The organism is uncultured Aliivibrio sp., from assembly GCF_946479765.1.
Lineage (GTDB): Bacteria > Pseudomonadota > Gammaproteobacteria > Enterobacterales > Vibrionaceae > Aliivibrio.
On record NZ_CAMLHO010000057.1, the window covers coordinates 1 to 15,795 of the forward strand.

Here is a 15,795-nt window from a genome sequence, read left to right on the forward strand (position 1 = left end):
AACTGCACCGATGCCAGAGCGGTTGCTTAAGCTGGCTGAGTCTCGGTGGTAATCAAGAAAAATTTAAAAAATGCCGTTATAAAGGGGATTAATCTTAACTTTATCTGATTATCTCTCAAATTTCGCTTAAATTAGACTACACTTAGAGTGAAATAAATAATGAGGTAGCTATCATGGTTAAAAATAAAGTTACATTTCAAAAAAAGTATTTTAATTCATGGGTTTATTGCACAATTAGGCACTGAAGATCAATACCGTAAATGACCATTACAACTTTCAGAGGGTCAATACCATAATTAATAATGTGAAAAATTCAATGCATGGAACTTAACATACTATAAAAAAAGAAACATCTACCTCGTTATTTAGGTGAGCTTTCTTTTAAGTTCAATAGGCGCTTTAATCTTGAAAAGATACTTTACCAGCTTATGTATTCAAGTGTTTATACTGCACCGATTCCAGAACGGTTCCTTAAACTAGTTGAGACTCGGTGGTAACCAGATTAATTTATGTTACGTTTTACCCCCTTAATCCCAAGTTCTAGTCGTTAGTGCTTGGGATTTGCCATCCCAAGCACAATTCGACAAAACAACTAAACTTAATAATTATAATAGCAACACCTGTAAATGACGCTCACTCTCTACATTCTTGGTTTTGCTGCACTTTTGTAAATAGGTAATGTCTTATGCTGTCTATCTTTGATATCTACAAAATTGGTGTTGGGCCATCTAGCTCACACACAAACGGTCCTATGATTGCTGGGTATAACTTTACTCAACTAATTCAACCTCATTTAAAGCAAGTAACTCGTGTTCAAGTTGATTTATATGGATCGCTCTCGCTGACGGGTATCGGCCACCACACCGATCGCGCGACCATTTTAGGCTTATTAGGCAACAGCCCCGACACCATCAAGATTACTAGCGCAAATTTGGCGATGAAAAAAGCCATTGAAGACAAAGTACTTACCGTTGCCAGCGATCATGAAATCACCTTTAATTATGAAACTGACATGATTTTTCATAAAACCAACTTGCCATTGCACGAAAATGGCATGACGATTTCAATCTTTGATGCCGCAGACCAACAACTTGCCATCGAGACTTATTACTCTGTGGGTGGCGGTTTTATTGCAACCGCAGATGAACTCACTAATGGCAAAAGCACCGCTGATGTTGACGTTGAATTCCCATTCAAATCAGCTGATGAGATGCTAGAAAAAGCCGAAAAACAAGGCCTAAGTTTAGGTAGTTTTATTCTACGTAATGAAATCGCCTTCCAACCAATGGAAACTATTGATGCTAAAGCTGATCAGATCTGGAAAGTAATGTCACTGTGTATGGAACGCGGTTTCCAAACCGAAGGCATTCTTGATGGCGGCTTAAACGTGGTTCGCCGTGCACCTGCATTATTGAAAAAGCTAGAAGCCAACGCTTCAATTGAAAACGATCCAATGGAAATCATGGATTGGATTAACTTATTTGCCTTTGCGGTAAGTGAAGAAAATGCAGCGGGTGGCCAAGTAGTAACATCCCCAACCAATGGTGCGGCGGGTGTTATTCCGGGTGTGTTGATGTATTACCATCGTTTCATTAAAGAACTAGACACCAAGCAACTGAAAGATTTCTTAGCGGTATCTGGTGCGATTGGTATCTTATACAAAACCAATGCGTCTATTTCTGGCGCTGAAGTGGGTTGTCAGGGCGAGGTTGGTGTTTCATCATCAATGGCGGCGGCTGGCTTAACCGCACTTCGCGGTGGCAGTAATGAGCAGATTTGTATGGCGGCTGAAATTGCGATGGAACATTCGTTAGGTATGACGTGTGACCCAATTGGTGGCCTTGTTCAAGTCCCTTGTATTGAACGTAATGCAATGGGTTCAATGAAGGCGATTAATGCGTCTCGTATGGCGTTAAAGCGCACGAGTAAGTGTCTTATCTCATTAGATAAAGTGATCGACACCATGTACCAAACAGGTAAAGACATGAACCGTAAATACCGAGAAACATCTCTCGGCGGTTTAGCGTTAATTCACATGGCACCACCGTGTGAGTAGCTATTTTTTATAAGGGGATACGATTGTGTTCCCTGTTACTGCATGGTGTGACACCATGACTAAGTCTTGATATAACGTTCGAATATTCTCTTCACTCAATACCTCATTTGGTTTGCCTTCTGCCATCACTTCACCTTGGTTAATCAAGATTAGGCGATCACAAAATTCTGCGGCTGTATTAAGATTATGAATAGCAACCAAGGCTGACTTTCCGTTTTTGCATTCTTTATGAAGCACATTCATTAACTGCGATTCATGTCCTATATCTAAACTGGCCGTTGGCTCATCAAGCAACATTAATGACGTTCCCTGCACTAACGATCGCGCAAAGTGTACTAACTGTTTTTCACCACCAGATAAATCAGTCACTGTTCGATTATGTAAATGCCCAATCCCTACTCTTTCTAACGCGGCTTGGCTTTGTTCTTCAATTATGGCTTTAGAGATAAGCTCTTTCTGTTGCTTCGCATGAAACCCTAAACCAATAGTTTCCATGACACTGAATGGAAAGGCTGCTTCGCTGTATTGGGGTAAGTAACTCATGCTTAAGGCACGCTCAATATGAGAAAGACTAGATAGCGATTCGCCTTTAATTGATATATCACCCTGAGAATAGACTTGAAAACCACTGATGCATTTCATTAAGGTACTTTTACCTGCACCATTAGGGCCAATAACCCCAACTAACTCCCCTGCATTCACAGAAAAAGAAATGTTTTTTAATAGCGCTTTTGAACCAACTTGATAACTTAGGTTTGATACGTTTAGTAGCGCCTCTGTTGAATTCATCATGCTAAACGCCCTTTTCTTTGGAATCGAATAATTAAACCAATAAAGTAACAACCACCAATAAATGACGTAATTATCCCCGCTTTCAATTCATTTGGTGCGATAACCCAACGGCCTAACAAGTCACATACAAGTAAGAAAATAACACCAAAAATAGCAGAAAATGGCAACAGTTTTTCATGTGCAGGACCAACCAATAAACGCACCAAATGTGGCACCATCAAACCAATAAATCCAATTGGTCCGGCAATCGCTATCGACATCGCGGTAAGTAAGGTAGCAAACATCAATAGTTTGAATCGAGTTTGTTTTACGTTCAACCCCATGCCGTGTGCGCTTTCTTCACCCAAAGCCAACAGGTTCAAGGCTCTACTTTCTTTTAATAATAAGATTGAAACGATAATAATAACGGGCGTTGGCCATAATAAATGCTGCCACATACGACCATCTAAACCGCCCATTGCCCAGAATACAAACTGACTGACTTCGTATTGTTGAGCCATTAATAACAAGCCCATTCGAGCTCCACCCAGTAAACTCGACAGCGCCAAGCCCGTTAAGATCAAAAACAAAATTTGCGAAGAAGAGCTACGAGAAGCCAGTACATAAATAAACGCTGACGCCGCCAATGCTCCCACCGTAGTAAAAATCGGTAGCCACATTGGGTTCATAAATGAAAAACCCGTCACTATCGCAATTACCGCACCAAAACTACTACCAGAACTCACCCCCAACACATCAGGACTAGCTAATGGATTTTTAAATAGCCCTTGCGTACATGCACCTGCCAATGCCAATGATCCACCTGCTAATATCGCAGCACAGGCTCTTGGTAATCGAATATGCAACACAATGGCAGATGCCAAAGGATGATCTTTCGCAGCCAACTCACTACCATCGAGCACATAGCTTTTAAACATAGCAAGTATGTCTACAATTGGAATATGAACAGCACCGACACTTAGGTAAGTGAAAAATAGCCCTATAAATAAGCTAACTGAAAGCAATATTTGAAATGACGTTAAACGATAAAAAGGCATTACAATTTCTTATAGGCAGAATGGTTAACAAAAAGAACAGCATCAATAATGTACTGACTATAAACGCTTCTTAATACATGAGGCATTTGATACACACGCCCTTCTTTAATTGCAGTGACCGATTGCAATGACGGATCAGACATCACTTCTTGCTTGAACTGCTCTGCTCCATTGTCATCGCCATAAACCCAAGCGGGAATAAACAACACATCCGGATTAAGCACAATCACCATTTCTTTTGATACTGGCACTTGTCCGTATTTATCACTCACTAGCCCTTCAATCGCATTATCTAGATCTGCTTGCTTTAATACTTCATCCCATGTGGAGTCTTGCCCGCTAGAGGTCCCCCAAGGGTTGTAATCTAACGCTGTTAATCTTTGTTTTGGCTTAATCACATCTTGAGCTAATCGCGCTTTCATTTTGGCAACGACTTTTTTAGCCGCTTCGCTTTTGTTAACTATCTCGCCAACACGTAAGATCTCAGCGTCGATCTCTGCAATCGTTTTAGGTGTTTGAATTCGATAAACCGGAATACCTGCACTTTCAATAATCGCCAATTTTGATGCATCACTCCAATTGGCAGCAAATACAATATCAGGGCGATTTGCGATAATCATTTCTACATTCAACGCCAATAGTGGCACCGATGTAGGAAGAATATCTTTCACGGCAGAATAATTAGGATTATTGGCTAAATCAGTTAAGCTCGATAGTGAACTGTCATCCACCAATTCTAATAACACCGCATCTGTGAATAGGGTTTTGGATGAGATTTTTTGAGGTTCTTTCTTTATGGTTACCTTGTTGCCAAGACCATCAATCAAAGAAAGTGGATACACCGTATTTGCCAGTGAAGATACAGATAAGAATAAAGAAAAAATAATAAAAAAAGACTTAAACGCCGGCCAGTGCATGGCAACTCCTGTAAATCGCGTACCTAATTAAACGGCTTACATCATTGTAAACCATGATCTTCGTATCTGACTTGAATACACTTAAGTATTCTCACAGTGGCGCGCCCGTTACGGACTTTCACCGTATTCCGAAGATGGGCGGTATTGTACTTTGCTGTCGCTATATATTCTATCTTTATACTTTCAAACCATTTTTTATTAGAGCTAAGCCATAGTAAGAAAAGGATAATCAATCCTAAACTAGACGTGATAAAGTACATTCAATTATTATGGATAACTAAGTGATTTAATTATGGCGCTAAAAGCATCAGGTGTGGTTGGTGAACTTTCATACCCTTTCATTTTTGAAGACAGCCCACTATGTGATTTTGAGATATTAACCGATGAGCTATGTGCCTATACGGGTTTGGCATTGTCTCAAATCACTCACCCCCAAGTAAGAGCATCTTTGGAGCGTTTACAACCAAAGATATTTCATCTAAATGGTTCAATACGTGGAAAATGCGGTATTTTTGAGGAAGACGTACAAGAATTGCTCGCCGAAATGCTCGCGTTTAAAGAACAAGTAGAAGATAAAGGAAAACGCTTTGTCCTTCCAAGAGGGACTGGTCCAGTGATCCAACTACATCAATGCCGTAGTCTAAGTAAAAAAGTGGTTCGAGCACTCGTTCAGGTCGATAAATTAACCACTAAAAAAATACCAGAAACCCTGCCTCGTTTTGCCAATGTATTAGCTAATTATTATTTTGTGTTAACACGAGTATTAAACCAAGAAGCAGGAATAGAAGAGCCTGAATACGTCAGTATTAATTACCCAATGCCAAAGTAAGCGTTAACAATTCACAAAGTAGTGTCGTTAATAAATAGCGACATACTAGTTATTAAATAGTTTCAAAATGTGAATCTACGTTAAATAACAGACATAACGACACAAACTAAACCTCCTTAGTATTTAATTTCTAATATTAATACGATTTAGGTCAATTTCATTTCAATTTTATCTTCTATTACATTGATAGAATCACCCATATAATATAAAGTCCGCCAAATTAATGGCAGCAATCAAAGATGCCTTACAAAGAATTCAATAACATAATGGTTTTTCTTGGTTAACTTAAGGTTAAATGAAGTGATAAGTTTTAACAAGCCTAATGCGCTATTTTTTTTACCACGCTTTATCGGTTTATTTTTGTGTTTATTTCTATTTTTATTTTCTATTTTTTACTTTTACAAAAAATCAGAAAACACATTATATATCAATAAGATAAAAACAGAGCAGCGTGCACTAATTACCGCACAAAAACAATATGTCGCTATTACCTTAAATAACATTGGACAAGATTTACTTTTGCTTTCTGACTTTATTAAAATTAATAAAGCATACAAAAAGCATGATAAAAAACTAATCAAGTTAGCAGAATTAAGTACACTTGCTTTAAGCTTTCGAAAAGGGCTTTATGATCAACTTCGTTACCTTGATTTAAATGGCAATGAAGTTATTCGTATTAATTACAATAGCGGTATACCAACAATTGTTCCCAAAAATGAACTCCAAAACAAGAGCGATAGATATTATTTACAAGATAGTTTACAGCTAAAAAATGGAGAGATTTATATCTCTATTCTTGATTTAAATATTGAACATGGTGAAATAGAAATACCACATAAGCCAATGATCCGCCTAGTAACACCTGTATTTGATGATAAGAATATAAAACAAGGTGTTGTCATTCTAAATTATTTAGCTGATAACTTACTTGATGGTTTAAAAATCTTCTCATTAGTACAAAAAAATCATCACATGCTTATTAATAGTGAAGACTATTTCCTTGTTCATGATAAAAGACCAGAGCTTGAATTCGCATTTATGTTTGGTGAATCCCCAGAGAAAAAATACTCTGCAATTTACCCAAAAACTTATCGTTGCTTCAAAGATCGAACAAAAGGTCAATTCGTCATTGATTCAGGAATTTTAACGTTCGATTCTGTTTTTTCGTATCCTGAAAATCTAGAAGAAGATAAAAATATTTCGATTATAAATAAGGATTCATGTTGGCGCCTAATCACTTTTGTTCCAAATGCACCAATTTGGAATATCGATAATATTAATAAAAGTGAATTACTCATTACCCTTAGTCTATTAAGCTTTTCACTGCTTGTTTCTTTACTAATTACACAATTACTACTCAGAAAAAGAATCAACCATGACGCAATTAAAAAACTAGCTCAACACGATAGCTTAACTAGTCTAATTAACCGTGGTTACTTTAACAAACTGTTTCATTGGAAAATGCAGAGTGCACGAAAAGAGCAAACAAAACTGGCTCTAATCTATATCGATCTGGATAATTTTAAAGATCTGAATGATAACTTTGGTCACAGTGCTGGTGACTTAGCATTAAAAGCTATCGCTAAAAACCTGTACAGTGCTTTTTCAACTAATGCTTATGTAGGTCGCCTTGGCGGTGATGAATTTGCCGTACTCATGTATGACTTAACGGACACACAGTCTGCCATCACCCAAGTTGAACAATTTATTGAAAATACGAATGAACCATTCATGCTAGAAGACATGCCTTATCAACTAAGTACTAGTATTGGCGTGGCATTCTTTCCTGAACATGGAAATTGCATCAATGATCTTATGCATAATGCAGATTCGGCTATGTATGATATAAAACGTTCAGGAAAAAATGGCTTTAAAATATTCACTCTTTAAGAGTCCATTAAGCTCTCAATAACGCTTTTCTACGCCCATTCCACTTTGGTCTGGGCGTAATGATATAAACGCCAACACAACCAAAAGATAACGCCATATAATACACCAGCGCCTAATATCACTCTTTCCCATCCTCCATCCTGCCAACAATACATTAAATAAAAACCACCTAAACTACCGCTGAGATAGTAATGAACTAAATATAACGCCGTTGCTGTAGATTTTGCGGTTTCCGCTTGTTGACTAACCCAACCATAAGCCAAAGAATGAGTAAAAAAAGCACCAAAACTAAGCACATTCAAGCCTATGATAATCATAAGTAATGATTCATTGCTTGCAATTAGCATTCCCACTAAACTTAATAACGATCCCACAAACATCCCTGATACCGAACTAAAATGTTGACACCATATCCCTACTAACCGAGAGCTGACAGTGCCGGATAAATAACAGAGGAAAATCATTGAGGCGATACTAATCGGCAACATATACGGCGCACTAACTAAGCGAAAACCAGTCACTGTATATAGATTAACAAACAAAGCAAAATTCACCCCTCCAATCAACATAGCGTACAAGATTTTTTTATTCCTAAGATGTTGAAAAATAACTCGATGATACTGCGAAAGTTGTAGCACTTTAAGGGCTGATTGCGTTTCTTTAGGAAGGACGAAAGCGACCACTATGGCACCCATTAAACTAAGAATTGCCATACTAATAACGGCAGTCTGCCAATCAAAATGATCCGTAATCATGCCTCCAAAAATACGACCAGATATCCCACCTAATGAATTAGCACTAATATAAGCCCCAATTGCATGGCTGAATGCCTTTACCGAAAACTCTTCCGCCATGTAGGCCACCGCCACCGCCGCAAATCCCGCCAAAGCAAAACCCATTAATGCACGACTGATGATAAGTAACAGTAGATTGTCAGTAAGTAATGACGTCAAACCAATAACAGGCAATAAGAATAAGCTAATGAGCAACACTCTACGCCTACCTATCATTTCAGAAGCAATAGCCCAAGGTAATAACATTAAAGCGAGAGTGAATGTACCTGCGGCTAATAACCAATTGATTTGAGTTGCAGAAACCGAAAAATGATCCGCTAAAACAGGCAGTATAGGCTGGAATAAATACAAATTACAAAAGACCAAAAACGATCCAAAAGCCAGTGCGGCACTCACTTGGTAATAGGCTCGACTACGAAATTCAATCATCTCAGTGATCATCATCAGGAAAACAATATCAAAACAGTAGCAAGTTCATTGAAATAATGAAAATATATAATAATTATTGATTTGATAGTTTTTAGTTATGGCGGGTTATTAAAATGGATACAAGATTACTGAAGTATTTTGTTGCGGTTGCCGAGCACCAAAATATCACTCATGCAGCCAAAGCTTTGCATATTGCCCAACCCGCTCTTAGTGTTGCCATCAAGAAATTAGAAAACCAATTAGAACTTGAACTCTTCCGTCGTAATGAACGAAAAATAGCGCTAACCCACGAAGGTGAAGTATTACTTACTCACGCAAAACTAATCCTACAACAGTTAGATGATGCGACCTTAGCCATGAAGGAATTAAGGGGACTAGAAAAGGGAGAAGTTCGATTAGGCGTACCAAGCATAATGGGAACCTATTATTTTCCCGATGTCCTGATGGCTTTTAAAAGCCGATACCCAAAATTAAAACTCACTATGGTAGAAGCGGGAGCCCAATCAATTCAAAAAATGCTACTTGATGGGGAGATCGACCTTGGTATTACTCAAGTAAGAGACTTACCTGACGCACTTGATTCAGACCATTTATTACGTTCTCAAATGGTTGCAGTGGTAAGTCCTGAGCATGAGTTTTCAACAAAAGAAACGCTGTCATTTAAAGAATTTTTCTCTCAAGAGTTGGTCATGTTTAAACAAGGGTACTTTCACAGAGAAAGACTAGATGCCATTTGTAAGCAAGAGAATTTAACTGCCGATTTTTCTTTTGAAACCAATTTATTACCTGTGATATTAAAAATTGTAAAGCGAGATTTCGCCATTAGTGCCTTGCTTGAATTAGCCACAGAAAATGAGCCTGATATTGTATCTATTCCTTTTAGTGAGCCTATCTTTTTAGATATCTCAATTGCATGGAGAAAGAACGGTTACCTCTCTAAAGCCGACAGAACCTTCTTGGACTTTGTAAAACAGAATCACTAGAGCGGCCTCTAAATTTGTGACAAGTTCCTTAAATTCCCCCCCCCTCATTTATGCTCATTATGATGACCAAAGACGGATCATTAACCTATTGGAACAAACATGGTTACCTGAAAGTTAATATCAAAAATAACAAGAAAGTCCTTATATACAATTAAATATAAGGACTCTTTATTTTAAAATAATTACATTTTAAATTGCTTCACTGTGTTATTAAGGGCAATAGATAACTTTGTAAGGTCTTCGCATGATTTAACCGTATTCATCATAATTGTGTGATTGTCTTGTGATATACCGTTCACCGCATGCATACTTTCGTTCACTTGACTCGTTGCTACGCTTTGCTCCTCTGATGCACTGGCACTTTGTGCATTCATATCATTAATTTTAGTTATTGATTCTGTAATCGCAGAGAAGGCTTCTCCTGATTTACTGGCAGATTCAATACTCGAAACCAATAAGTGTGTACTTTGGTTCATACTGTTCACGACCCCATTTGTCCCATTTTGAATTCGCTCAATAAGAGTGTGGATCTCAGTTGTTGATTCTTGGGTTCGTTTGGCCAAAACTCGTACCTCATCAGCTACCACCGCAAAGCCTCGACCTTGCTCACCCGCTCTTGCTGCTTCTATCGCGGCATTTAATGCAAGTAAGTTGGTCTGCTCTGCAATTCCTCCGATAACTTCTAAAATCTTACCGATATTATTCGTTTCTTCAGCAAGGTGTGATATTTGAGAAGACGTTTGTTTTATCTCTTGATCCAATTGACCAATCTTCTCAATGGTATTTTGGATAACGCTAAACCCAGCTTGAGCCTCTTCATCAGCATCCGTAGCCACTTGAGCTGCATTCACCGTATTTTGAGAGACTTCTTGAACCGCTATCGATAATTGTTGCATCGCATCAGAGATCTGCTCTGTTCGATTAATTTGCTCTTTAGCGCCATTGCCCGTTTTATCTAAAGCAGTGGTTAAATAATTCGACGAATCATTTAACTTATTACTGGTTTCAGCAATATTACCAATCATCTCTTTTAAGTTGTTAGAGACAGTTTGAATGGTAAGTAACAGTACTCCTGATTCATTAGAACCTTGTTTTCCCACATCAATATTCAAATCACCTACAGACAACTGTTTAGCGTAAGCGACTGCTTGGTAGATCGGTTTAGTAATACTAAAAGAGGTAATAATAGAAAATATCAGAGCAAGTAAAACAACAATAATACTCCCAAAAATAATAATATTATTTGCCATTGTGGCAGCACTAGATGATTCTAACTTCCTTTGTTCCATCAAACCCATTTCAATATCGATGATTGTAGATACTTTACTACGGAGTTCATCCATATAGATTTTACCTTGCTTTTTATTTAGCTCGATATAAAGATCCGACATCGTATTGTATTGGTTTGATTTATTAACTAATACAATGGCTTTTTCTGCATAATCATTTATCCAACCGTTTACATTATCGGATAACACAGTGCCTTCTATAAATTGATTCTGCTTTTGAATCACCTTCAAACCATTAAAATATGGTTCTAAATACTGTTCTTCACGGTTGAGCATGTAACCTCTTAAACCCGTTTCCATATTAACCATTGCATTGATGATAATATTTCCAACCATTCCAAAGCTTCGCGTATCTACTTCTGCACGTAGCCCATCCATTTTATCTTTGCCAATACCCGATTGCATCAACGTAATTAATTGATTATTTACGCCTTCACCACTGCGGATATCTTTTCGTAACGTGATAATCGATTCTGCGTAATGGCTCCAACTTTGTGCCTGAGCACCAACGTCATCAAAACGCTGTTGTTGAGCAGGGTTATCTAACGTTAACTGTTTCGCTGATTGTAAATACTGTTGAAAATCTTCCTTCCCACTAAAATAAGGATCTAAATAATCATTTTCCCCAGTAATAGCAAAACCTCTTAATCCAGTTTCTTGGTTTACCATTGAGTTAACAAGACCTTTGCTCTTGGTGATAACCTCTTCCGTATGCTCTACCCACTCTGATGTTTTCTCCATTGTTGAAATTGATGTAAACACCACTGCATTGAGTAAAACTAGTAATAAGCAGATAATAATGTTGCTACTTAACAAGCGTCCTTTGATCGATATATTATTTAAATCCATTTAATTCACCATAACCTTGTTTTTAACATATTCGCAACAAGCATAGGATGTCAATTAAATAAAACCAAGGTCAATATGAAAGAAAAACGGCACCTCTTATAAAGAAGTGCCGTTTGATTATTTAATGACTGTTTCTAATGTATTTCTAGCTTAATTATTTAACGCTAGTTACTCGACTAACACGCTCGCCAGTAAATGATGCTGAACGAATTTGAACCTCACCCGTTACTTTTGGTTTGTTCGCATTGTCATATGCAGCCCATGTTTTGCCGCCATCAACAGAGTATTGTAGCGTTACACCTGGGAATGAAATGTTCATGCTTAGCTCGCCGTTTGCAATTTCTGCACCTGGGATTGGTAGACGGTAATCAATACCCGCTCTTTCAAGCTTCGCTAACTCACGTTGACCCATAGTGTTTGCAAAGTTCGTCCAATCAGTAAGCTGTGCTTTCTTATTCACTAGGTTTGTTTCTAGAGAGTATTTAACACCTGCTTTGTATTCATTTTCCCAAGACGCTTCATGCCATGCACGCTCTGCTGCTGCGATAACTCGTGGGAATACCATGTACTCATATTGCTCATCAGTACGTACTGTTTCAGACCAAAGTTGCGCAGACATACCGTAGAATGGTTTCTTCGGAGTTACTGTTCCCGCACTTTCAAAGCCGTTACCGTCACGGTCAACTGATGTTTCTGCATTTTGAGGTAGGTTTTCTGGTGCGAAACCGAACATTTTACGAGTATCTGTTGCACGAGTTGCCCAGTAGTAGCCACGCTCTTTTGCATCAACTTCGTATGGGAAATCCATGTAAACGTAATCAGGATTAGAGATAACTACGTCGTAGCCTTTATCAGCCCATTCGTACGCTGAAGCACCACCGCCCCAGTATAGAGTATCCCAGAAATTTGCACGTACAGATTCAGTTGCGAATGCATCTGAACCTTCAGAGTGTTTCAGACCATCTTGCCACGCTTGGAAGTGCGGAATGCCTTTATCTGCAACAATTTTAGATACTTGCTCTGCAAAATGACTTGGTAGGTGTTCGAAATCTGCAACTTCGCCGCTTGCAATCAAAGACTGACACTGTGGCGATTTAGCAAATGGGAAATCTTGTTTAGACAGGTCTAAATCACCTTTCCATGCAAGTTTTTCTTCATCGTTGATGTCTTGGAAACCCGCGTGAAGTTTGATGTTTTTCGCTTCATCACCACCGAAGTGCCATGTTGATAAAGGAACACCAGCCGCTTTGTGCATTGCTGCAACTTCAGTGATTACTTTATCTACAAACGTTGCAGATGAATCTAAACATGGGTTGATGAAACTTTGTTTGTTGTAGAACTGAACCGTTGTTACGTTTGATTCGTCTTTTGGATCCATCAGGCGGTATTGGTTCGCTTCTTCCATTTTGCCTTCAGCAGCAAGACGTGCGTAACGCGCTTCCATTGACATAACTGCTGCACGTGAGTGAGCTGGCATATCGATTTCTGGAATCACTTCAATGTTACGGTTTTTAGCGTACGTTAGGATCTCTAGGTAATCTTCTGTTGTGAAGAAACCAGAACCAAAGTTATCTGAATCTGCACCTGAGCCTAGTTGAGGTAGTAGACATGATGTTTCTGACTCATCAAAACAACGATTACCACCGATATCAGTTAGTTCAGGAAGACCAGGGATCTCTAAACGCCAGCCTTCATCATCCGTTAGGTGAAGGTGTAGTTTGTTAAGTTTGTAGGCTGCCATTTGGTCAACAGTCGCAAGAATCGCTTCTTTTGAGTGGAAGTTACGAGCAACATCAACCATTACGCCACGGTATTCAAAACGTGGAGCATCTTCTACATTTAGTGTTGGAATTTCTGAGCTATCTAGGCTTACTAGTGCTAGTAAAGATTGAACACCGTAGAACGCACCAGCTTGGTCAAATGCAACAACCGTTGTTTTGCCTTCAGTTACATCTAGTTTGTATGCACCAGATACGCCATCTTTGAATTGCGTCTTATCTACAGAAACTGATACTGGGTATTCACCCGTAGTTTCTAGACCCAGAAGTTCAGCACGTTGATTTAATGCTGCAAGTTGGTCTGCATCAATACCGTTAGCTGTAATTGAAATACCTTTTGCTAAATCAACAGTCTTGTTAGTTAGCGTCGTTTTTAAAGGTGTTGGAATAATATGAGAAGACGCATCTACTTCTGCTACATCAGCATTTTTCTCAAAACGAGTATGTGCTGTTGCTGTTACGTTATTATCTGCAAGAGTACGCTTTAGTTGAACACCAATGATTTCATCTACGTAATCACCCGTGTTTTCAGTATCTAAAGAAATGATATTACGAGCTTCTGCACCTGGAGCCGTTACAAATGCACCCGGCATAAAGTCAGTTTCGAATAACTGCCAATATTCAGCAACCAGTGGAATTATCACTTCTTCACCAGCAGCAAAACCATCAAATTTATCTGTTGGTTCAAGTTTATGTAAGTCACCCGTTACACGAGTAATTTTGAATTGGTCATTCTCAACATCTAGAATTAAACGAATACTGTGGAAATAGATTGTCCAATCCGCTGAATCAACCGCTTCACCAGTGTTAGTAATGGTCATGTTTACTTTGTTACATGATGCCCATTCAGCTTGAAGCTCTTTACATGCAAGGCCGTCATCAGCACCTTGGTTAGTAATCACGGTGTAATTAACATCTAGGTTTTCAGCTAGTTGATTAACTGTTGATTGCTCTGCCGTTGTTGATGAACATGCCGCTAAGCCAGCAAGAATAAAGGTCGATAAAAGCGTTTTTTTAAACATAAGATCAATTCCGTTATGAGTAATTAAATTTCAAATCTGGAATTACAATACAAAAGTTTTTTAACTTTAAAAATTAAGATAATCCTGATTTATGCTTTGAATCACACTTAATTCTATATTTCACGGTATAAATTAAAATAGTGGGATTTACATCAACATATAACAGGACGGCATACTAGAGGTTCCACTAAAAATAAAATTATCATTATGTGAAGTAGGACTCAATAACAGCTAAGTCGTTGAGGTGCAAAATAAATATTTAAGACAAACAATACATATTTTAAGCTAAAAACACTTAATTCACACAGAAATAAAGTTTTACAAATATATGAACGTCATATGCAAATTTAATCATTCTGTTTACATCTGCACGCAATTAAATTGTAATCGATTGCTCTCACACTTTTAAAAGAGAGCAATGTAATAATAATTAGTTAAAGAGATTTAAATCACTAAAAATCGTTATTAAAGACATTATGATAGGTGATTAGCAAATAAACGATATAGGTATAACCATGAGTACACTAATTGCCATTGCCATTACTACAGGCATTCTTTCTGGTCTTTGGGGCTGGGTAGCTGTTAGCTTAGGGCTATTAAGTTGGGCTGGCTTTCTTGGTTGTACTACCTACTTTGCCTCTCCTACTGATGGTATAAAAGGCATAGGGTTAAGCATTGCGACTAATCTTAGTGGGGTATTTTGGGCAATGGTAATAATCAAACTTTCTTCAATGATAAACCTAGAGATCATTGGCTATGTTATTACTGCTATTGTTGCTTTCTTTATGTGCGCACAAGCAAAGAAGAGTTGGTTAAGCTTTATTCCTGGAACCTTTATTGGTTCGTGTGCAACCTTTGCTTCAAATGGTAATTGGCAGCTTGTTATTCCATCTCTAGTTTTGGGTGTGGTATTTGCTTATGTGATGAAGACATCTGGTTTATGGTTAAAAGAAAAATTAGACACTGAAAAATGCAGTAAGAGTGGATTAGTGAATGCAGATAAGTAACATTAATTTCATTAGGCAATAAATACAAAAACGCCGCTTGATATTGCTATCAAGCGGCGTTTTCAAAGGTGGCTCCCTTTGCTGGACTTGAACCAGCGACATACGGATTAACAGTCCGGCGTT

Annotated in this window: 11 protein-coding genes, 1 pseudogene and 1 riboswitch; of the genes and pseudogenes, 6 read left to right on the top strand and 6 right to left on the bottom strand. The window is 38.2% G+C overall.

The window, feature by feature from the left end; genetic code table 11:
* Positions 1-268 precede the first annotated feature (268 nt).
* Together Q1K78_RS15135 and Q1K78_RS15140 are read left to right on the top strand one after the other, a co-directional pair.
* Positions 269-497: pseudogene (locus tag Q1K78_RS15135) on the top strand (transposase); the annotation flags it as partial.
* A 188-nt stretch (positions 498-685) separates the two neighbouring features.
* Positions 686-2,056, top strand: a complete 1,371-nt coding sequence (locus Q1K78_RS15140) for an L-serine ammonia-lyase (protein ID WP_300180660.1) — start codon at positions 686-688, stop codon at positions 2,054-2,056.
* On the opposite strand, the gene Q1K78_RS15145 is transcribed toward Q1K78_RS15140, so the two are convergent.
* From Q1K78_RS15145 to Q1K78_RS15155, 3 genes are read right to left on the bottom strand one after another with little or no spacing between them, the layout of a single operon-like run.
* Positions 2,057-2,848 (bottom strand): ABC transporter ATP-binding protein, encoded by a 792-nt coding sequence (locus tag Q1K78_RS15145; RefSeq protein WP_300180663.1) that lies wholly within the window; start codon positions 2,846-2,848, stop codon positions 2,057-2,059. It abuts the gene before it with no gap.
* Entirely contained in the window at positions 2,845-3,885 is a 1,041-nt protein-coding gene (locus tag Q1K78_RS15150) for an iron ABC transporter permease (protein WP_300180666.1), read from the bottom strand. Before Q1K78_RS15150 ends, Q1K78_RS15145 begins: the two co-directional genes overlap by 4 nt.
* A complete protein-coding gene (locus tag Q1K78_RS15155; RefSeq protein WP_300180669.1) occupies positions 3,885-4,802 on the bottom strand; it encodes an ABC transporter substrate-binding protein in 918 nt (305 codons plus the stop codon). Before Q1K78_RS15155 ends, Q1K78_RS15150 begins: the two co-directional genes overlap by 1 nt.
* Positions 4,803-4,864: 62 nt before the next feature.
* A riboswitch (cobalamin riboswitch) is annotated at positions 4,865-4,932 on the bottom strand.
* A 162-nt stretch (positions 4,933-5,094) separates the two neighbouring features.
* Here Q1K78_RS15155 and Q1K78_RS15160 point away from each other — a divergent pair.
* On the top strand, positions 5,095-5,631 hold the full coding sequence (locus Q1K78_RS15160; protein ID WP_300180672.1) for a cobalamin adenosyltransferase: 537 nt from the start codon (positions 5,095-5,097) through the stop codon (positions 5,629-5,631).
* A gap of 300 nt (positions 5,632-5,931) precedes the next feature.
* Positions 5,932-7,521 carry a diguanylate cyclase gene (locus tag Q1K78_RS15165; RefSeq protein ID WP_300180675.1) on the top strand — a complete coding sequence of 530 codons (1,590 nt, stop codon included), beginning with the start codon at positions 5,932-5,934 and terminating at the stop codon, positions 7,519-7,521.
* A 29-nt stretch (positions 7,522-7,550) separates the two neighbouring features.
* Here the strand turns inward: Q1K78_RS15165 and Q1K78_RS15170 are convergent, their stop codons facing one another.
* Positions 7,551-8,744 (bottom strand): MFS transporter, encoded by a 1,194-nt coding sequence (locus Q1K78_RS15170; RefSeq protein ID WP_300180678.1) that lies wholly within the window; start codon positions 8,742-8,744, stop codon positions 7,551-7,553.
* Positions 8,745-8,857: 113 nt separating this feature from the next.
* Here Q1K78_RS15170 and Q1K78_RS15175 point away from each other — a divergent pair, with 113 nt between their 5' ends.
* Entirely contained in the window at positions 8,858-9,727 is an 870-nt protein-coding gene (locus tag Q1K78_RS15175) for a LysR family transcriptional regulator (protein WP_300180681.1), read from the top strand.
* A 182-nt stretch (positions 9,728-9,909) separates the two neighbouring features.
* Here the strand turns inward: Q1K78_RS15175 and Q1K78_RS15180 are convergent, their stop codons facing one another.
* Both Q1K78_RS15180 and Q1K78_RS15185 read right to left on the bottom strand, forming a co-directional pair.
* Entirely contained in the window at positions 9,910-11,865 is a 1,956-nt protein-coding gene (locus Q1K78_RS15180) for a CHASE3 domain-containing protein (protein ID WP_300180684.1), read from the bottom strand.
* 154 nt (positions 11,866-12,019) lie between these two features.
* A complete protein-coding gene (locus Q1K78_RS15185; protein ID WP_300180686.1) occupies positions 12,020-14,665 on the bottom strand; it encodes a beta-N-acetylhexosaminidase in 2,646 nt (881 codons plus the stop codon).
* Between the two features lie 515 nt (positions 14,666-15,180).
* Between Q1K78_RS15185 and Q1K78_RS15190 the strand changes: the two genes are divergently transcribed.
* Complete coding sequence (locus tag Q1K78_RS15190; RefSeq protein WP_300180688.1) at positions 15,181-15,672, top strand: DUF1097 domain-containing protein; 492 nt, start codon at positions 15,181-15,183, stop codon at positions 15,670-15,672.
* Positions 15,673-15,795: the final 123 nt, after the last annotated feature.